Genomic DNA, 18,826 nt, shown 5'->3' on the forward strand with positions numbered 1-18,826 from the left:
CTAAGAGGTGATTTCCTAAACCTCAGATTCAATGAAATTCGGAAAGTAACGATAAACCTTCATGTACTTTTCGACATCCGCCCGCGGTATGGAGAGGTTTCCATAGTCTGCTTCTGCCAGCGGGATCGATGCATCAATAGCACGGACTTCTTTAAAGGTCAGAAATGGTGGATCGATAAGATATGAGTCTGCGCCTTGAGCCACGAAGGGAAGTTTTTGGAAGTCACAGCGACTGAAGTGATGCTCTTGGTCCGCTTCAAATAAAACGCCACCGACGGTAAGCATTCGAGCACCATCTTCGTAGTGAAAATTGGCCAGCTGCCGGTAAACAAGCCGCGAGCCAGCGGGGCGTACCCCATTAAATTTTCGCAAAGTCTCTTCGATTTTTGTTTGAATAATCGTGCGATATACGCGAGCCGTATTCCATCCAGAAAGATCGTTGGGCTTTGTATCCAGGGGAATTAGCTCATCGCCGACACGTGATTTTAGTGCGTCCATGACCGGGAGCTGTTTGCCCTCTTCGTCATGCTCGACCGGGGGGTTAGCGTTTACGGAAACAAAAATAGCACTTCCGGGCTTCGCTTTTATGCATACCGTTTCAATATCGGTTAGGACGGTTTGATCCAAATTGCCATCGTAGTCCAGCCATAAAACCGTTCTTTGATGCCAATCAAGCCTTGCTAAGACATGCGTCGACAAGCCGTACTGCATCTTAACGTGGCGATATGGAATGTTGAAATCAAAGCGCTGCCGCGTACTTGGTTCATTTGTATTTTCGATGCTGATCATTGAATCAAAGCCAAGTAGGCGATGAAACAATTTAAAGTCGCTAAAATACAAGGAGCCAAATCCTATATACCTGTAATCTTCCAGGCGGCCGAATTCACCCAGTTTCCGTAGAATTTCGGCTAGCATTTTTCGCTCTACCGATTTTGCGGGCCGAACTCGGTAATCGATTTTTCGATAACTCGCAGCCATTAGGTTGACTCGCGTTCAAGGAAGTATTCGAAAGATTTCTCTCCAACCGCCTTTGCTGCTGTGACATTAAAAAAGCGCTTCGCGAGTTCAACCTCAGCTATTGGCCTGGTATAAGAAATTCGAACGCTCGTGGGTGCTGGACGAGAACCATCATCTTGCGGGTATACAAATGTGGTCGATGTCTCTAGGGCTGAAAGCGCTCGGGGCGTGCCGGCTTTGATGGCATCAGAAAGCGCAGTTGTTTCAACTTCACCTTCTGCATCTAACTTATTGAGAAAATCGATAACCTGCCGCATAGCCGATGCCATTTCGAGTTTGGCCGCTAAATACAATGACGATTCGGGATCAACCGCATTCTTCATGGTATTCCAAGGAAGCACTGCTGCTTTTGCGCACTCGAAAAATACAAATCCTCGAAAACGCGAAAATTGATTGTGCGCCTTTGGTAATTTCTTCTCATCATTAACGACGTCATCCCAGCCAGTCGTTCTCGACTTGTCGGCTCTCAAAATTTGCCGCCCGTTGCATATGACATACCATCCGGCTTGATCTTGCGACGATTCGCTAATGCCCGCGTAAATCGTTACAAGGACGGGAATTTTCCCCCCCTCGGCATCAGGGTCCTCGGTCTCATAAGTGCGCTCAATTTTTATTGGCTTAATGCTATTGGAGACAATTAAGGTTGACAGCCGATGTTTAATTTCGTGTTGATTTATTGCGATGTGAAGGCCTCGATGAATGCTCTGTTCGTGAGCAGACTGAATCACATCAAGTACTCGCTTTTCAAAAACAGGACTCGAAAATTCTTCGGCAATGGGAGGGCGAATTTTTGTTACCTCGACAATGGTGCCACATTGAGCGACTGGCGCTGCAACACGCGTTAATTCGCTAAATTCAAATTCCCATTTTTCACGACCATCTTTGTCGACGGCAGTCTTCCATGTCGGGAGATCAACCTCAACTTTGAATTTTCCTTCCGGATCAACGGATTCGACTACAAAATGCTCACCCATTTTAAATAAGGCACGCTTCATGCCCACACCAAATTGCCCCACAGAACCGGTCGTTGTTGGCATTCCAGAGGCACGACCAAAGCGAAAAGCGTAGTGCTTTGCAATTTCGATTGAAATGCCGCCGCAGTTATCAATTATGGAAAAATGACCGGCATCAAATTCAACGTCAATAGTAAGACCGTTGTAATCGCCATTGGGGCGAAGTCTTCTAGCGCCATCCACACAATTGTCGATTAAATCTGCAATTGCATCCGCTAATTTAATATCTCTTACTAGAATGTCGATGAAAAATTCTTTTGTGGGCGATGCGTTGATCGCCAGGTCGTTTTGTTCATCTGCCATTCACGCTCCTCTGTATGACCGCATTGTGCTGATCGTGATGTGAGAACCGTTTGTAACAGAACTAAGAAGATGTTTGGTTAGAAGATTCACCTAGCCAAGAATCGAAGCGCTCGATTGAGCCAAACATCTTTTTTGATCTGGCACTCCCAGATCGTGAGCACGTGCCATCCGCGTGACCGAAGGCGCGCCGAGACTCGCACATCCCTCGCTTTGTTTCGAGTGATCTTTTCAGTCCAGAACTGAACGTTGCTTTTCGACGCGGCGCGCCCTTGTTTGCAGGAGTGCCCGTGCCAGAAACAGCCATGCACAAAGATAATCTTCCCCATTCCAGAAAAGACCAGATCTGGCGACCCGGGTAATCCTTTTGCATGCAGTCGGTACCGATACCCAAGCTGATGCAACGTTCTTCTGACGGTTAATTCGGGCAACGTGTTTTTGCTCTTGATGCGCGACATTAGACGGCTGCGACCTTCGGGAGTGAGTCGATCAACCATTGATCTCAAGAGAGTTTGGAGCGAGCATGTGCTCGATAACGTTTGCGTAGAAATCTTCCGGCATCGATTTCCAGATCTCATGCGCGAAACGAATCCGAGTGAGCTTTCTCTGCACCACCAGTTCGTACAGTTGCTCATAGCCCTGGCACTTGATGAAGAACATCAACATGAAATCCCCCAAGTAGTAGAACTCGTCCCTGTCGATCCGGCGAGCGACAGCGTCATCGGAGAGAAGGCCATACAGATATGCCCACTCGTCCTGATCGTCACTACCTAGAGCTCCGAGCGGCCTTTGAAGGTCGGGTCTTCCGTTGAATTGCTCATGCACCTTTCGATGGCACTCATCGCAGAGCGTGATCCCGTTTCCGAGTTCGTATCTTCCCCAGGGATAGAGGGTCTGCCTGACAACGTGATGCGCGTGTATCGTGGTTAAGGTGCCGCAGTTCACGCAGCGATTTCCATCTCTAGCTTTGATGAACTTGCCCCAAAGTCGGAGGCACCATTTTTGTGAGCGATTGCGGCCGACTGCGAATTGCAAGCGATCACGCTTCGTTCGGAGAGCAATCAGATCCATAGTTGGCACCGTCGATGCGCTTTCCATCGTTATGTGTGCTTGCAAGCGTCGCAGAAGAACGCTGTGATGAGTAGCTAGTTGCGCCTGCGCAAATTTTGCACCCAATGGCGACGCGTTATGGCAAAGAAAAAGCCTCCGCGTTGGGAGGCTTTCAAACCAGAAATTTTCTGGTGGACCACTGGATTTCCGCTGTCAGTAATTAGTTACTGTGGGAACCCTGAGTTTTGGTGCCGGAGAGATGAATCGAACACCCGACCTTCTCATTACGAATGAGCTGCTCTACCGACTGAGCTACACCGGCGAAGCCTCAGATTATAGCCACTCCATCAGCCCTTTTCGGCGTGGTACTGGGTCAAACGCTCAACTTCGTTACGTGAACCCAACATCACGCTCACCCGCTCGTGCAGCTTGGTGGGCTTCAAGTCCAGGATGCGCTGCTTGCCGTTGGTGGCCGCGCCGCCGGCCTGCTCGACCAGCCAGCTCATCGGGTTGGCCTCGTACATCAGCCTGAGCTTGCCGGCCTTCTCGGGCTCGCGCTTGTCCCACGGGTACATGAACACGCCGCCGCGCATCAGGATGCGGTGCACGTCGGCCACCATGCTGGCGATCCAGCGCATGTTGAAGTCCTTGCCGCGCGGGCCTTCCTTGCCGGCCAGGCACTCGTCGATGTAGCGCTTCATGGGCTCGTCCCAGTGGCGCATGTTGCTCATGTTGATCGCGAATTCCTTGGTGTCCGCCGGAATCTGGATGTCTTCCTGCGTCAGCACGAAGCTGCCTTGCTCGCGGTCCAGCGTGAACATGGCCACGCCGTTGCCCACGGTGAGCACCAGCGTGGTCTGCGGGCCGTAGATGCAGTAGCCCGCGGCCACCTGTTGCGTGCCGGGCTGCAGAAAGTCGGCCTCCTGCACGCCGGGGGTGTCGTCGGGCTTCTTCAGCACGCTGAAGATGGTGCCGATGCTCACGTTCACGTCGATGTTGCTGCTGCCGTCCAGCGGGTCGAACATCAGGAGGTATTCGCCCTGCGGGTAGCGGTTGGGCACCACGTAGATGCTGTCCATTTCCTCGCTGGCCATGGCCGCGAGGTGGCCGCCCCATTCGTTGGCCTCGATGAGCACTTCGTTGGCAATGATGTCCAGCTTCTTCTGGATCTCGCCCTGCACGTTCTCGCTCTCGGCCGTGCCGAGCACACCGCCCAGCGCGCCCTTGTTGACGGCCTGGCTGATGCTCTTGCACGCACGGGCCACCACTTCGAGCAGCAAGCGCAGCTGGCCCGGAATGAGGCCGTCGGCGCGCTGTTGTTCGACGAGGTAGCGGGTGAGGGAAATCTTCTGTTGTTGAGCCATGTGCTTTTCGTGTTCCTTGCTTGATCGCTGGGTGTGTGATCAGTTACCGGCCAAAGCGCGGGTAACGACTTCGTGGGTGTCTTTGCTCAAGTCCGGTTTCGCGGCCACGCGCGCGATCGCTTCGCGCGCGGCGCTGCGGTACGGCTCGGCCAGCTTGCTCCAGCGGTCGAGCGCGCGCGCCAGGCGTGCGGCCACCTGCGGGTTGATGGCGTCCAGCTCGATCACGCGGTCGCTCCAGAACACGTAGCCGGCCGCGTCGGGGCGGTGGAAGGCGCCGGGGTTCGCGCTGCAATAACTGAAGATCACGCTGCGCGCGCGGTTCGGGTTCTTGAGCGAGAAGTCCGGGTGCTTCATCAACTGCTTGACCAGCGGCAGGATGTCGCCGCCGCGGTCGCTCGCGCCGGCCTGCAGCGAGAACCATTTGTCGATGACCAGCGCCTCGTCCTTGAAGATGGCGTGGAACCGCGCGAGCGCCTGCGCCGCGAGCGTGTGGCCCGACGACACGAGCGCGTTGAGCGCGTTGAAGCGGTCGGTCATGTTGCCCGCGTCCTTGAAGCGCTGCAGCGTCTTGCCGGGCCACACGGTGTCGCCCGAGGCGCGCGCCGCCAGGCACAGAAAGTTGAGCGCCATGCCGGCCAGCGCGCGGCGGCCCGAGGAGGTCGGGTCGGGCGTGTACGCGCCGGTGTCGTGGTTCTCTTCGTACACCTGTTCCCAATCCGCGAAGAGGGCGGTGGCCAGCTGCGCGCGCATGGCTTCGCGCACCAGGTGCACGCGCTGCGGATCGACCACGTCGAGCTGCTCGGCAATGTAGGTTTCCGAGGGCAGCGTGAGCACCAGCTCCTTGAAGGCGGCATCGAGCAGGGGGTTGCGCAGCACGCTGCGCATGGCGTCGATGTAGGCGTCGTTCAGCACCGGGCTGGTGTCGGTCGCGAGCGCCGCAATGCCCTGCAGCGCGGCGCGCAAGCCCAGGCGCTGGCCGGCTTCCCAGCGGTTGAACGGGTCGGGGTCGTTGGCCAGCAGGGTGAGCAGCTGGGCGTCGGTGTAGTCGAAGTCGAGGATCACGGGCGCGCTGAAGCCGCGCAAGATCGAAGGCACGGGCTCGGCATCGAGGCCCACGAAGGTGAGCTGTTCGCCGGCGCGCGAGAGCACGATGGTTCGCGTGCCACGCGTCACATCGCTTTCGCCTTCGAGCTGGATCGGCAGCTCGCGCCCGTTGGCATCGAGCAGGCCGATGTTCAGCGGAATGACGAAGGGCTCCTTGGTCGGCTGGCCCGGCGTGGGCGGGCAGCTCTGCACCACGCTGAGCGTGTAGCTGCGGTTCTGTGCGTCGTACACGCCGTGCGCCGCAAGGCGGGGCGTGCCGGCCTGGCTGTACCAGCGCTTGAACTGGGGCAAGAGGCGCGCGAGTTCCGAATCGGGGTTGGCATCGGCAATGGCCTGCGCGAAGTCGTCGCAGGTCACGGCCTGGCCGTCGTGGCGCTCGAAGTAGAGCGTGATGCCTTTCTCGAAGCCCTTGCGGCCGACCAGCGTCTGCATCATGCGAACGACTTCGGCACCCTTTTCGTAAATGGTGACGGTGTAGAAGTTGCTGATCTCGATGTAGCTGTCGGGCCGCACCGGGTGGGCCATGGGGCCGGCGTCTTCGGGGAACTGGGCGGTGCGCAGCACGCGCACGTCTTCGATGCGCTTGACGGCGCGGGCCGACGCATCGGCGCACAGGTCCTGGCTGAACTCCTGGTCGCGGAAGACGGTGAGGCCTTCCTTCAGCGAGAGCTGGAACCAGTCGCGGCAGGTCACGCGGTCGCCGCTCCAGTTGTGGAAGTACTCGTGGCCGACGACGCTCTCGATGTTGCTGTAGTCCGCATCGGTGGCGGTGGCCTGATTGGCCAGAACGTACTTCGTGTTGAAGATGTTCAGGCCCTTGTTCTCCATCGCGCCCATGTTGAAGTCGCTGGTGGCAACGATCATGAAACGGTCCAGGTCCAGCGGCAGGCCGAAGCGGGTTTCGTCCCACAGCACGGAGTGGATGAGCGAGTTCATCGCGTGCTCGGTCTTGTCCAGGTCGCCGGCGCGCACGTACACCTGCAGCAAATGCTCCTTGCCGTTGCGCGCGGTGATGCGCTGCTCGCGCGCCACCAGCTTGCCCGCCACGAGCGCGAACAAATAGCTGGGCTTGCGGAACGGGTCGACCCACTTGGCGAAGTGGCGGCCCTCGGGCAGGTCGCCTTGTTCGACCAGGTTGCCGTTCGACAGCAGCACCGGGTACGCGGCCTTGGCGGCGCGCAGCGTGACGGTGTAGGTCGACATCACATCGGGGCGGTCGAGGAAGTAGGTGATGCGGCGAAAGCCCTCGGCCTCGCACTGGGTGAAGAAGGTGTCTTCGCTCACGAACAGGCCCATCAGCTTCGTGTTCTTGATGGGGCAGCAGGTGGTGAAGATCTCCAGCTCGAAGTCGCCTTCTTCCGCGTAGGGCAGGCCATCGATCACGAGCTGGTCGCCCTCCATGCGGAACGAGGCGCCCTGGCCGTTGACCAGCACGCGCGCGAGGTTCAGCTCATCGCCGTCGAGCCGCAGCGGCTGGATCGGCGCATCGGGGTTGCGGCGAAGGCGCATGCGGTTGAGCACGCGGGTCTTGGCGGGGTCCAGGTCGAAGGTGAGGTCGACGGTGTCGATCCAGTAGCCGGGGGCGGCATAGTCTTCGCGTCGAATGGCAATTGGTTGGCCTTGGCCATCACGCAGCATCATCGAGGGTCTCCAGAAAATTCGAATGGGCGAGTTCGTCGTAGTCGCGAACCGCGGCAATCACATGGGGGCCGGCCAGCTCGGCGGCGGTATGGGTGCTGCACACGGCCACGGCACGCATGCCGCCGCGGCGGGCGGCTTCGATGCCGAAGGGCGCGTCTTCGAACACGATGCAGCGCTCGGGCGCCACGCCGATGCGGCGCGCCGCTTCCAGAAAGATCGCGGGCGTGGGCTTGCCGCTGAAGCCTTCGTCGCCGCCGACGATCGCCAGCGGCAGCGGGTCCATCTTCAGGCGCGACATCGCGAATTCGATGTTGCCCTTGTCGCCCGCCGTGCCCACCGCCACCTTCAGGCCGCGCGCAACCGCGGCCTTGGCGAAGGCGGTGAAGCCCGCGACCTCGGTGAAGTTGTCGCTGAACATGGCGCGGTAGATCTCTTCCTTCTCGTGCACCAGCACTTGCGCTTCTTCATCGGAGAGCTTGCGCTCGAAGAGCTCGTGCATGCACTCCACGCCCGTGCGGCCCGTGGTGCGCGCGAGGATGTCGCTCACGTCCAGCTTCAAGCCATGGCGCTCGACAAACTCCACCCACGAGCGCGCATGCCAGGGCATGGAGTCGATCATGGTGCCGTCCATGTCGAAGATGAAGGCTTCGACCTTCCCGTGCGTCAAGCTCATTGGCGTCATCGGATCAAACGCCTTGCTTCAGCGAGGCTTCGATGAACACGTCCAGGTCGCCATCGAGCACCTTCTGCGTGGCCGAGACTTCGACGTTGGTGCGCAGGTCCTTGATGCGGCTGTTGTCCAGCACGTAGCTGCGGATCTGGTGGCCCCAGCCCACGTCGGTCTTGCTGTCTTCCAGCTTTTGCTGCTCTTCCTGGCGCTTGCGCATCTCGTGGTCGTACAGCCGCGAGCGCAGGCGCTTCCACGCCACGTCGCGGTTGCTGTGCTGGCTGCGGCCGTCCTGGCACTGCACGACGATGCCGGTCGGAATGTGCGTCAGACGCACGGCCGAGTCGGTCTTGTTGATGTGCTGGCCGCCCGCGCCGCTGGCGCGGAAGGTGTCGGTGCGCACGTCCGACGGGTTGATGTCGATCTCGATCGAATCGTCGATTTCCGGGTACACGAAGATCGATGCAAAGCTGGTGTGGCGACCGCCCGAGGAGTCGAACGGCGACTTGCGCACCAGGCGGTGCACGCCGGTTTCGGTGCGCAAGAGGCCGAAGGCGTAGTCGCCCTCGACCTTGATGGTCGCGCCCTTGATGCCGGCGGTGTCGCCGGGCGTCTCGTCTTCGATCTGCGTCTTGAAGCCCTTGCGCTCGGCGTACTTCAGGTACTGGCGCAAGAGCATGCTGGCCCAGTCGCAAGCCTCGGTGCCGCCGGCGCCGGCCTGGATGTCCACGAAGGCATTGAGCGGATCGGCCGGGTTGTTGAACATCCGGCGGAATTCGAGCTGCTTGATGTCGGCTTCGAGCGCGGTGGCGTCATCGGAGATGGACTGCAAACCGTCCATGTCGCCTTCTTCCTTCGACATCTCGAAGAGCTCGGCGTTGTCCGACAGGCCATTGGTCAGCTTGTCGAGCGTGACGACCACGTCGTCGAGCGACTTCTTTTCCTTGCCCAGTTCCTGGGCCTTCTTGGGGTCGTTCCAGACGTTGGGGTCTTCCAGCGATGCGTTGACTGTCCTCAGTCGTTCAGCTTTGGCATCGTAGTCAAAGATACCTCCGTAAATCGACCGTGCGAACGCTCAGGTCCGCGAGCATTGCGCCGATTTGGTTGATCTGTTCTGCGTCCATGGGGTGTCCTGACTGTGTGGGTTGGTGTTCGGGGGAACCGGATATTTTCTCACGCTCGGGAGGCCTGCCTTGCAGAGCCCCTGTATTGCGCCTTCCCCCTCTGGGGGAAGGTGGGGTTGGGGGCTGGCGGCTTCAATGCCGGCACAGTCTTCGAGGCCGTCGCGCCCCCACCCCAACCCTCCCCCAGAGGGGGAGGGGGCAAGTCAAGAAAAAGCCCCCTGGGCACGCCGCGCGCACCCAGGGGGCAAGGGGGAAGTCTGTGTCCGCGCGGATCAGAACGCCGGCACGAGCGAGCCCTTGAACTGGGTCTCGATGAAGCTCCTGACCTCCGGCGACTGGTACGCCGCCACGAGGCGCTTGGCCCATGACTTGTCCTTGTCGGCGCGGCGCACGGCGATCAGGTTGGCGTAGGGGCTCTTGGGCGATTCCTTGATCACCGCGTCCTTGTCGAGCGAGAGGCCCGCCTTCTCGGCGTAGTCGTTGTTGATGGAGGCGATGGTCAGGTCATCGAGCGAGCGCGGCAGCTGCGCCGCATCGAGCGCCACGAGCTTGAGCTTCTTCGGGTTCGTCACCACGTCCAGCGGCGTCGCGTTGTTGTTCTTCACCGCCTCGGGCTTGAGCGTGATGAGGCCGGCCTGCTGCAAGAGCAGCAACGCGCGGTTGCCGTTCGACGGATCGTTCTGGATGCCGACCGAGGCGCCATCGGGCAACTGGTCGATCGCCTTGATCTTGCGCGAGTAGAAGCCCAGCGGCGCGGTGATCGTGAGGCCCACGGGCACGATGTCGAAGCCGCGCGCCTTGTTCTGGTTGTCGAGGAAGGGCTGGTGCTGGAACGCGTTGGCGTCCAGGTCGCCCGAGGCGAGCGCGGCGTTGGGCAGCTGGTAGTCGTTGAACACCACGACCTGGATGTTCAGGCCGTCCTTGGCGGCGACCTTTTTCACCACCTCGAAGATCTGCTCGCCGTTGCCGACTGAGACGCCGACCTTCAGCGTGTTCTTGTTGTCCTGTGCGAAGGCGCTGCCGCTGGTGAAAAGAGCGGTGGCCAGTGCGGCAAGGGCCAGGGTGCGGCGGCGAAAAGTGCTGTGCATGTTGTTGTGCGAATCAAAAAATGAAGGCGCGAATGTGGCACCGCCGGCCGCATTCGCGAACGAACCAATGCGCATATCGATATGGCGTTGGCCGCGGGCGTTTTGAAATGCTTATGCGTTTTCATGCATAAGCAAGCGCCGATTTGTTCGTTCCCTTTTGGGGCGCTTGTTTTCATACTCGGCACCTTTTTGCGAACTCCGCGACCTGCCTTCACGCGGGCCGCGCCTCCTCTCCATGACCCACCATTCGCCTGATACGGCCCGCGGCGACGCGGCGCAGCCGGTCATCCGTCTTCAATCGGTGCAGAAGTCTTTTGCCCTGCCCAGCGGCGAGGTGTTCGACGCCGTGCAGTCGCTCTCGCTCGACATCCACCAGGGCGACGTGTTCGGCCTGATCGGCAAGAGCGGCGCGGGCAAGTCGACGCTGCTGCGCCTCATCAACCTGCTGGAGCGTCCCGATGCGGGGCGCGTGCTCGTCGGCGGGCGCGACCTCACCACGCTCTCGCGCCGCGAGCTGCGCGATACGCGCCAGAACATCGGCATGATCTTCCAGCAGTTCAACCTGCTGCAGAACGCCACGGTGTTCGACAACGTGGCCTTCCCGCTGAAGATCCACGGCCGCCATTCCAAGGCCGAGATCGATGCGCGGGTGCGCGAGTGCCTGGACCTCGTGGGCCTCGCTGAAAAGATCGACACCTACCCGGCCCAGCTCTCGGGCGGCCAGAAGCAGCGCGTGGCCATCGCCCGCGCATTGGCACCGCGCCCGCAGGTGCTGTTGTGCGACGAGCCCACCTCGGCGCTCGACACCGAAACCACCCGCGCGCTGCTGGAGACGCTGCGCGACATCAACCAGAAGATCGGCGTGACCATCGTGATCGTCACGCACGAGCTCTCGGTGGTAGAGGTGCTGTGCCGCAACGTGGCGATCCTCGAGAAGGGCCGGCTGGTGGAGCAGTTCGCCGTCGATGCGCCGAGCGAAGAGCGCAAGACCGCGCTCGGTCGCGAGATCGACGAGCTGGTGCGCCGCCGCGAGCGCGAGGCGCGCCTGCCCATCGAGCCGCGACCCATATCCGCCGCGCGCAATGCACAAGAGGTGGCCTATGTTTGAGAACATCGCCCCGATCCTTCCCGAGCTCTGGACCGCCACGGGCCAGACTTTCATGATGCTGGCCATCGGCCTGTCGGCCGCGGTGCTGATCGGCGGGCCGCTGGGCATCTTGCTGTTCCTGCTGGGGCCGGGCCAATCGCTGGAGAACAAGCCGGCGTTCCTGGTGCTGAACTGGATCGTCAACACGGTGCGCTCGTTCCCTTTCATCATTCTCTTGGTGGCGCTGGTGCCGTTCACGCGGGTGATCGCAGGCACCTCCATCGGGCCGCTGGCGGCCGCGGTGCCGCTGTCGTTCGCGGCCATTCCGTATTTCGCGCGGCTGGTGGACCAGTGCCTGCGCGAAGTGCCGCGCGGCGTGATCGAGGCGGCGCATGCCATGGGCGCCTCGGAGCTGCAGATCGTCTGGCGTGTGCTGGTGGTGGAGGCACGCTCGGGCCTCGTGCTCGCGCTCACGGTTTTGGCGGTGAGCTTTCTCTCGTACTCGGCGATCGCCGGCGTGGTGGGAGGCGGCGGCATCGGCGACCTGGCGATCCGCTACGGCTACTACCGCTTCCAGACCGACGTGATGGTGCTCACCGTGGCGCTCCTGGTGGTGCTGGTACAGATCCTGCAATTCGTGGGGAACACCACGGCGCGCAGGCTGGACAAGCGTTGATTCCTTTTTCTTTCCTTTCCTACCTTTCCTTTTTCCTGCTGGTCATCTCATGAAAACCGCATTGCTGCGCCGCTCCGTCCTCGCCCTGTCCCTCGTCGCGCTGTCGTTCGGCGGCCTCTCGCTCGCGCAGGCGCAAGACGCCAAGAAGAACCTCGTGATCGGCGGCACCGCCGGCTCCAACATCGACCAGCTGAAGGTCGGCATCGTGCCGCTCCTGGAGAAGAAGGGCTACAAGGTGAAGCTGGTCGAGTTCAACGACTACGTGCAGCCCAACCTCGCGCTCGCCCAAGGCTCGCTCGACGCCAATTTCTTCCAGCATCAGGTCTACCTGAAGAAGTTCTCGGCCGACCAGAAGCTGGACCTGGCCGAACTGGTGCAGGGCCCGATCGCGCCGCTGGGCGTGTACTCGACCAAGCGCAAGACGCTGGCCGACGTGAAGGAGGGCGACCGCGTCACGCTCCCGAACGACCCGAGCAACCTGGCGCGCGCGCTGGTGCTGCTGGAGCAGAACAAGCTCATCACGATCAAGGCCGGCGTCGATCCGATCCGCGCGTCTGAAAAAGACGTGGCCGAGAACCCGAAGAAGCTCAAGTTCATTCCGCTGGAAGCCGCGCAGCTGCCGCGCTCGTTGGGCGACACCGAGTACGCCATCGTCAACGGCAACTTCGCGATCTCCTCGGGCCTGAAGCTCACCGAAGCCGTGGTGCTGGAGAAGACGCCCGACTACTACCTCAATGTGGTCGCGGTGAAGACCGGCGACAAGAATTCCGCTTGGGCCAAGGACATCGTCGAGGCCTACCATTCGAAGGAATTCAAGACGGTGGTCGACACCAAGTTCCAGGGCTACGCCAAGCCCAGCTTCCTGCAGTAATCACCTCTCAACGAAGGACGCCCTCATGCCCGTGCTCGCCGTATTCGATGCCCAAGCCAACTGGCGCGACACGCATGTGTGCGATGGATGGATCACCGAGCATCTGGCCGCGCAGGGCGTGAGTTGGGGGCGCGGCAAGGCGAAGAAGGGGCAGCGCGCGCTCGATGGGGCGGGACTGTTTTATCTGCCTACTGCCGACGGTTATCTGGGGTTGTTGTTCGAAGGGGGCGAGTGGGTTTCGATTCCCTCTGACAAGCCGCATTTCTTCGATGCGGGGGAGGCGGAGTCTCTCGATGGGCTGCCTGCGGAGCTGCCGCTCTTCGAGGCCTTTGTGGAAGAGGTGCTGTCCCTTACGGGGAACGACGCCGACGAGGAGTGACGAGGGCTCGGGTCGGTGGCGGGTGCACAGGCCACCGGGTACTCCCCTCCGCGAATGTCCCCCGGGGCTTCGCCCCTCCTCCTTGATTTCGCTGCGGGGAGCACCCGATGCCCTGCGCACTTGGACGCGCTGCTGGTGCGCGGCCGATCAACGACTGCTCTGAAAACGAGCGCGCCGATGGGGTGCCTTGCGCAGCGAAATCAAGGAGGAGGGCGAAGCCCGGGGGACATTCGCGGAGCAAGGTACCCCGTCGGCGCGATCGTCGCCCTGAACAGAACAGCGCTCAAGCCGCCAGCCGCTGCGCAGTCCGTCCACCAGGCCGCGCCAGCCCGAGGTGATCGCGCAACGTGCGCCCCTCGTACTCGGTGCGAAAGAGCCCACGCTTCTGCAGGATCGGCACCACGCCATCGACAAAGTCCTGCAGCCCGTGCGGCAGCGCATCCGGCATCAGGTTGAACCCGTCTGCCGCACCACCTTTGAACCAATGCTCGATGTCATCGGCGATCTGCTCCGGCGTACCGACGATCACACGATGCCCGCCGCCGCCAGCGAGTTCGCGGATCAGCTGGCGCACCGTGTAGCCATGCGTGCGGCCGGCCGCGACCACCGCGTTGAAGAAGGTGTGGTTGCCGTTGCCATTGCCCGGGAGCGGCAAGTTGTCGGGCAGGCGCTCGTCGAGCTTCAGGCGATCTGGCGTGATGCCCAGCGTGCCGGCCAGGCGCGTGAGGCTGTAGTCCCACGGGATCAGATCGACCAACTCGTCGCGCCGGCGCCGCGCCTCGGCCTCGGTGCCCCCCACGATGGTGGTGAGGCCGGCGAGTACCTTCACCGCATCGGGGCCGCGGCCCAGTTCGGCGGCGCGGGTCTTGAGGGCGCGTGCGTAGGCCAGCGATTCTTCGAACGACTGCGAGGCCGAGAACACGGCTTCCGCATGGCGTGACGCGAGCTCGCGCCCATCGGCCGAGGCACCCGCCTGCACCAGCACCGGATGGCCCTGCGGCGCGCGCGGCAGGTTCAGCGGACCCTGCACCGCGAAGTGCTCGCCGCGGTGCGCGATCGCATGCACCTTGGCCGGGTCGATGAAGCGGCCCGAGGCCTTGTCGCCGATGAAGGCATCGTCTTCCCAGCTGTCCCACAGGGCCTTCACGATGTCGGCGAATTCCGAGGCGCGGGCGTAGCGCTGGGTGTGGTCGGGCGTCGTGTCCAGGCCGAAGTTGCGGGCCGAGGGCAGGTCGGCGGTGGTCACCATGTTCCAGCCCGCGCGGCCGTTGCTCACATGGTCGAGCGTCGAGAAACGGCGCGCGATGTTGTAGGGCTCGTTGTAGCTGGTGGAGGCGGTGGCGATGAGGCCGATGTGCGTCGTCGCCGCGGCCACGCAGGCCAGGAGGATGGTGGGCTCCAGCGCGGTGATCGGGCGGAAGTGGATCTGGTCCACGATGGCCGCGTTGTCCGCGAGAAAGATCGCATCGAGCTTGGCGGCTTCGGCGATCTGCGCGGTGCGGATGTAGTGCTGGATGTCGGCGAACGCCCAGGGGTCGCTCTCCGGCAGGCGCCACGCCGAGGGCACGAAGCCGGAGTGCAGGATGTTGACGTTGAGGTGCAGTTGCCTGCGCGGTGCGCTGTGGTTGTTGCTCATTGGCTGAAGTAGTCCGGCAGCCGGTAGCCGGCCCACACGGGGTTGGCCCTGAAGAACTTCTGGAACTCGGGCGACTGGTAGGCGGCCACGATGTCTTTCGCGAACTTCGCGTTCTCGTTGCTGCGCTTGACGGCCACCACGTTCACGTAGGGCAGTGTCATGTCTTCGAGCTTCAGGGCCTCGGTGAGCTTCAGGCCCGAGGCGACGGCGAAGTTGCCCTGCACGGCGGCGAGGTCGGCATCGGCCAGCGAGCGCGGGGCCTGCGCGGCATCGAGCGGAACGATCTTCAGGCGCTTGGGGTTGTTCACGATGTCGCGCTCCGACACGCTCAGCGGGCTCACGCCCGGCTTCAACGTCACCCACCCGATGGCCGCGAGGATGTTGAGCGCGCGCGCCGCATTCACCGGGTCGGCCGGCAGCGTGACGGTCGCGCCGTCGGGCACCTTGTCCAGCGACTTGTGGCGCTGCGAATAGAGGCCCATCGGCGGCGTCGGCACATGCACCACGGGCACGAGGTCGAAGCCTTGCTGCTTGTTGGTGGCGTTGAGGTACAGCGAGTGCTGGAAGATGTTGGCGTCGATCTGCCCGCGCTCGACGGCATCGTTGGGTTGCACGCCCTGGCTGAACTCGACGTACTTGACGGTGTAGCCCAGCTTCTTCAACTGAGGCTCGATGCCGAGGGTGAAGGCATCGCGGTACGGGCCGGGCATGAAGCCCACGCGCAGGTCATCGGCGTGGGCGGAGATGTGAAGGAGCAGGCTCAGTGCGAGGCCGCCGGACAGCGGGGCGAGGCGGCGCAGCCACGAGGGCGCGCGCGAGGGGAAAGGCATGACGGCAACTCCGGAGGACGGCGAAAGGAGTTGGGCACTCTAGGCGGCGGTGCCTGATGCGCGAACGAAGATTTGTGCGCTTGGATATCCGGTCGGCGGATATCGCGGGGCAGGGCAATGACATCGGTCCGCGCCTTTTGTAGGATGCCGCCATGACCCAGCACATCGGAATCGTCGGCTGCTCGGCCGAAGGCGCATCGCTTTGCTACCAGACCATTTGCGTGGAGGGCGCGAAACTGCTCGGCCCGCACGCGCACCCCGAGGTCTCGATGCACACGCCATCGCTCTCGGACTACATGGAACACATCTACCAGGGCGACTGGCGCGGCGTGGGCGAGGTGATGCTCGCGTCGGCGCACAAGCTCGCGAAGATCGGCGCGGACTTTCTGGTGTGCCCCGACAACACCATCCACCAGGCGCTGCCGTTCATCGAAGGTCGCTCGCCGCTGCCGTGGCTGCACATCGCCGGATGCGTCGCCGATGAAGCGGCGCAGCGCGGCTTTCGGCGCATCGGCATCACGGGCACGCGATGGCTGACCGACAGCGAGGTGTATCCCGAGAAGCTCTCGGCGCGCGGCCTGGAATATGTCCGCCCCACCATCGAGGAGCGCGACGAGATCGCGCGGATCATCATGGAAGAGCTGGTCTACGGCGTCTTCAAGCCCGAGGCCGTGGCCACTTTCCAGCGCGTGATGCAGCGCTTGAAAGATGAAGAGGGCTGCGACGCGGTGGTGCTCGGCTGCACCGAGATTCCGCTGATCATGAACGACGCGAATTCGCCGCTGCCGACGCTCGATTCGACGCGGCTGCTGGCACGCGCGGCATTGCGCCGCGCGACGCAGACGAACTAGGCCAGGAAGTCTTCGATCAGCCGCGCCACGCGCTGCGGCTGGTCGTGGTGCAGCATGTGGCCCGCGTCGTCCAGCCGCTCGATGCGCACCGAGGGCACGGACTTCAGGCGCTCGTGGAATTCATCGAGCGTGTAGCGGGCCTTCCACCAGCCGTGCAGGCTGTCGTCGGCGGCCTCGATCATCAGCGTCGGCGCGGTGATGCGCGCGTAGAGCGCGAGGGTTTCATCGACGCGGAAGATGTGCGCGTTGACGATCTTGTGCGCCGCTTCGCCCAGGATCTGCCAGCGCATGCTGCCGTCGGGCTGCGGGTGGCCGGCGGACCAGTGGCTCGCGAGCCAGTCGGCCTTGTCTTGCGTCAGGCGCGGGTTGGTCTTCATGAGGCGGCGGGCCACGCCGTCGACGGCCGAGTAGCCCGCGAGCGCCTTCTCGCCGCGGTGCAGGCCCTTGAGCTCGTCGATCCACTGGCCGTAGCGCGCGGGCGCCTCGTCGGGCTTGCGCGCGGGCATGCCGAAGCCTTCGAGGTTCACGAGGCGGCGGATGCGCGCGGGCCGAACGCCCGCGTAGTGCATCGCGACGTTGCCGCCCATGCTGTGGCCGACGAGGTCGACCGGCCGCGCATCGTTGCCTTCGCCCGCATAGTGGTCGAGCAGCCATTCGAGGTCGGCCAGGTAGTCGGCGAGCCAGTAGTTGTCGACGCCGCCGCCGTCGGTGAGGCCGAAGCCGCGCCAGTCGGGGGCGATGATGAAGCGGTCTTCGGCCAGCGCATCGACCACGAACTGCCAGGAGGCCGCGACGTCCATCCATCCGTGCACCAGCACCAGTGGCGGGCGGTCCGGCGAGGGCTCGCCCCAGAGGCGCACGTGGTAGCTCAAGTTGCGCACGGGCACGAATTCGCTGCGCGAGGGACGGAGGGCTTGGTACATGGGCGTCGATGATAAGGAGCCTGGCGCGTTCGGGCAGTCCGCCAGACGACAGTTGTGAACACCAGCGGAGCGCATCCGCTCGGGCTTTCGGCGCACGGCCAGCGCGTTGCGGGGGAGGGCGGTAGCATCCCGCGCATGAAAAAGATCCAACTCGGTCAGAGCGACCTGCACGTCACCCCGATCTGCCTCGGCACCATGACTTTCGGCGAGCAGGTGGACGAGCCCACCGCCCACGCCATCCTGAGCCGTTCGCTCGAGCGGGGCGTCGATTTCATCGACACCGCCGAGATGTACTCGGTGCCCACCCGCAAGGAAACCTACAGCGTCACCGAAACCATCATCGGCAACTGGTTCGCTGGTAACCCCGGCGCGCGCCAGAAGCTCGTGCTGGCCACCAAGGTGGCCGGCCCGCTGCGCAACACGCCCTGGGTCCGCGAAGGCGTGGGCATGACGGCCGCGGACATCGTGGCCTCGTGCGAGGCAAGCCTGAAGCGCCTCAAAACCGAGACGATCGACCTCTACCAGATCCACTGGCCCGAGCGCCATGTGCCGGCCTTCGGCAACATCTACTACGACCCGTCCAAGGAAGTCACGCAGACGCCGATCCACGAGCAGCTGGAGACCTTCGGCAAGCTGGTGAAGGCCGGCAAGATCCGCGCGATCGGCCTGTCGAACGAAACGCCCTATGGCGTGCACGAGTTCGTGCGGCTGGCAGAGCAGCACGGGCTGCCGCGCGTAGCCACGGTGCAGAACGTCTACAACCTCGCGAGCCGCGGCGCCGAGAACGGGCTGGACGAGACGATGCATCGGCTGGGCGTCTCGCTGCTGGCCTACTCGCCGCTGGCCTACGGCCTCCTGACCGGCAAGTACGACCAGAGCGGCATCACCGGCCCCGACGCGCCCGCCGAAGCGCGCATCACGCGCTACGAATCGGTGCGCAAGCTCCGCTGGGGCCGCCCCGACGCACTGAAGGCCGCGCGCCTGTACAACCAGCTCGCGCGCGACAACGGCTTGACGCCCACGAAGCTCGCGCTGGCCTTCTGCTACACCAAGTGGCAGGTGGCGAGCACGATCATCGGCGTGCGCACGCTCGAGCAGCTCGACGAGGACATCGACGCGTACGGCACCACGCTGTCGCCAGAAATCCTGGCCGAGATCGACAAGATCCGCTGGGACATCCGGGACCCGGCTGCGTGAACGACAAG

At 62.5% G+C, this 18,826-nt stretch carries 18 protein-coding genes and 1 tRNA gene; 6 read left to right on the plus strand and 13 right to left on the minus strand.

From position 1 onward, the window contains the following. Window positions 1–15 precede the first annotated feature (15 nt). From JC881_RS29145 to JC881_RS29190, 10 genes are all read right to left on the minus strand, one after another. Entirely contained in the window at window positions 16–978 is a 963-nt protein-coding gene (locus JC881_RS29145; RefSeq protein ID WP_332875312.1) for an O-methyltransferase, read from the minus strand. Next, window positions 978–2,333, minus strand: a complete 1,356-nt coding sequence (locus JC881_RS29150) for an ATP-binding protein (protein WP_198789276.1) — start codon at window positions 2,331–2,333, stop codon at window positions 978–980. Before JC881_RS29150 ends, JC881_RS29145 begins: the two co-directional genes overlap by 1 nt. An 86-nt stretch (window positions 2,334–2,419) precedes the next feature. Then, window positions 2,420–2,908 (minus strand): very short patch repair endonuclease, encoded by a 489-nt coding sequence (locus tag JC881_RS29155; RefSeq protein WP_332875313.1) that lies wholly within the window; start codon window positions 2,906–2,908, stop codon window positions 2,420–2,422. After that, window positions 2,820–3,428, minus strand: coding sequence for an HNH endonuclease (locus JC881_RS29160; RefSeq protein ID WP_198789277.1), 609 nt, complete (start codon window positions 3,426–3,428; stop codon window positions 2,820–2,822). The genes JC881_RS29155 and JC881_RS29160 overlap by 89 nt, the downstream gene beginning before the upstream one ends. Before the next feature lie 198 nt (window positions 3,429–3,626). Further along, window positions 3,627–3,702: transfer RNA gene (locus JC881_RS29165), tRNA-Thr, on the minus strand. A gap of 25 nt (window positions 3,703–3,727) precedes the next feature. Beyond that, window positions 3,728–4,744 carry a class 1 fructose-bisphosphatase gene (locus JC881_RS29170; RefSeq protein ID WP_198789278.1) on the minus strand — a complete coding sequence of 339 codons (1,017 nt, stop codon included), beginning with the start codon at window positions 4,742–4,744 and terminating at the stop codon, window positions 3,728–3,730. Window positions 4,745–4,783: 39 nt separating this feature from the next. After that, the gene (gene pepN / locus JC881_RS29175; protein WP_198789279.1) at window positions 4,784–7,489 is read right to left on the minus strand and encodes an aminopeptidase N; all 2,706 of its coding nucleotides are present in this window, start codon (window positions 7,487–7,489) and stop codon (window positions 4,784–4,786) included. Next, window positions 7,476–8,162 (minus strand): HAD family hydrolase, encoded by a 687-nt coding sequence (locus JC881_RS29180; RefSeq protein ID WP_198789280.1) that lies wholly within the window; start codon window positions 8,160–8,162, stop codon window positions 7,476–7,478. Before JC881_RS29180 ends, pepN begins: the two co-directional genes overlap by 14 nt. 13 nt (window positions 8,163–8,175) lie before the next feature. Beyond that, a protein-coding gene (prfB, locus tag JC881_RS29185) for a peptide chain release factor 2 (RefSeq protein ID WP_198789281.1) occupies window positions 8,176–9,280 on the minus strand; the annotation gives its coding sequence in 2 pieces (ribosomal slippage) (window positions 8,176–9,198 and window positions 9,200–9,280; 1,104 coding nt in all). Between the two features lie 272 nt (window positions 9,281–9,552). After that, entirely contained in the window at window positions 9,553–10,368 is an 816-nt protein-coding gene (locus JC881_RS29190; protein ID WP_198789282.1) for a MetQ/NlpA family ABC transporter substrate-binding protein, read from the minus strand. Between the two features lie 235 nt (window positions 10,369–10,603). On the opposite strand from JC881_RS29190, the gene JC881_RS29195 reads away from it, so the two are divergent. From JC881_RS29195 to JC881_RS29210, 4 genes are read left to right on the plus strand one after another with little or no spacing between them, the layout of a single operon-like run. After that, complete coding sequence (locus tag JC881_RS29195) at window positions 10,604–11,476, plus strand: methionine ABC transporter ATP-binding protein (RefSeq protein ID WP_198789283.1); 873 nt, start codon at window positions 10,604–10,606, stop codon at window positions 11,474–11,476. Next, window positions 11,469–12,131: a methionine ABC transporter permease gene (locus tag JC881_RS29200; RefSeq protein WP_198789284.1), complete on the plus strand. Its 663-nt coding sequence runs from the start codon at window positions 11,469–11,471 to the stop codon at window positions 12,129–12,131. The genes JC881_RS29195 and JC881_RS29200 overlap by 8 nt, the downstream gene beginning before the upstream one ends. 49 nt (window positions 12,132–12,180) lie before the next feature. Next, window positions 12,181–13,002, plus strand: a complete 822-nt coding sequence (locus tag JC881_RS29205; protein ID WP_198789285.1) for a MetQ/NlpA family ABC transporter substrate-binding protein — start codon at window positions 12,181–12,183, stop codon at window positions 13,000–13,002. A 25-nt stretch (window positions 13,003–13,027) separates the two neighbouring features. Next, the gene (locus JC881_RS29210) at window positions 13,028–13,381 is read left to right on the plus strand and encodes a hypothetical protein (RefSeq protein ID WP_198789286.1); all 354 of its coding nucleotides are present in this window, start codon (window positions 13,028–13,030) and stop codon (window positions 13,379–13,381) included. A gap of 283 nt (window positions 13,382–13,664) precedes the next feature. Here JC881_RS29210 and JC881_RS29215 read toward each other — a convergent pair whose 3' ends face one another. Further along, on the minus strand, window positions 13,665–15,017 hold the full coding sequence (locus tag JC881_RS29215; RefSeq protein ID WP_198789287.1) for an LLM class flavin-dependent oxidoreductase: 1,353 nt from the start codon (window positions 15,015–15,017) through the stop codon (window positions 13,665–13,667). Next, window positions 15,014–15,847, minus strand: coding sequence for a MetQ/NlpA family ABC transporter substrate-binding protein (locus JC881_RS29220; RefSeq protein WP_198789288.1), 834 nt, complete (start codon window positions 15,845–15,847; stop codon window positions 15,014–15,016). The genes JC881_RS29215 and JC881_RS29220 overlap by 4 nt, the downstream gene beginning before the upstream one ends. A gap of 152 nt (window positions 15,848–15,999) precedes the next feature. On the opposite strand from JC881_RS29220, the gene JC881_RS29225 reads away from it, so the two are divergent. Beyond that, window positions 16,000–16,698, plus strand: coding sequence for an aspartate/glutamate racemase family protein (locus JC881_RS29225; protein WP_198789289.1), 699 nt, complete (start codon window positions 16,000–16,002; stop codon window positions 16,696–16,698). Here JC881_RS29225 and JC881_RS29230 read toward each other — a convergent pair. Beyond that, the gene (locus JC881_RS29230) at window positions 16,695–17,621 is read right to left on the minus strand and encodes an alpha/beta fold hydrolase (protein ID WP_198789290.1); all 927 of its coding nucleotides are present in this window, start codon (window positions 17,619–17,621) and stop codon (window positions 16,695–16,697) included. The two genes, JC881_RS29225 and JC881_RS29230, sit on opposite strands and share 4 nt — an antisense overlap. Window positions 17,622–17,756: 135 nt before the next feature. Between JC881_RS29230 and JC881_RS29235 the strand changes: the two genes are divergently transcribed. After that, window positions 17,757–18,818 carry an aldo/keto reductase gene (locus tag JC881_RS29235; protein ID WP_198789291.1) on the plus strand — a complete coding sequence of 354 codons (1,062 nt, stop codon included), beginning with the start codon at window positions 17,757–17,759 and terminating at the stop codon, window positions 18,816–18,818. Window positions 18,819–18,826: the final 8 nt, after the last annotated feature.

The organism is Variovorax sp. IB41 (assembly GCF_016405905.1).
In the GTDB taxonomy this organism is placed as follows: Bacteria; Pseudomonadota; Gammaproteobacteria; order Burkholderiales; family Burkholderiaceae_C; genus Variovorax.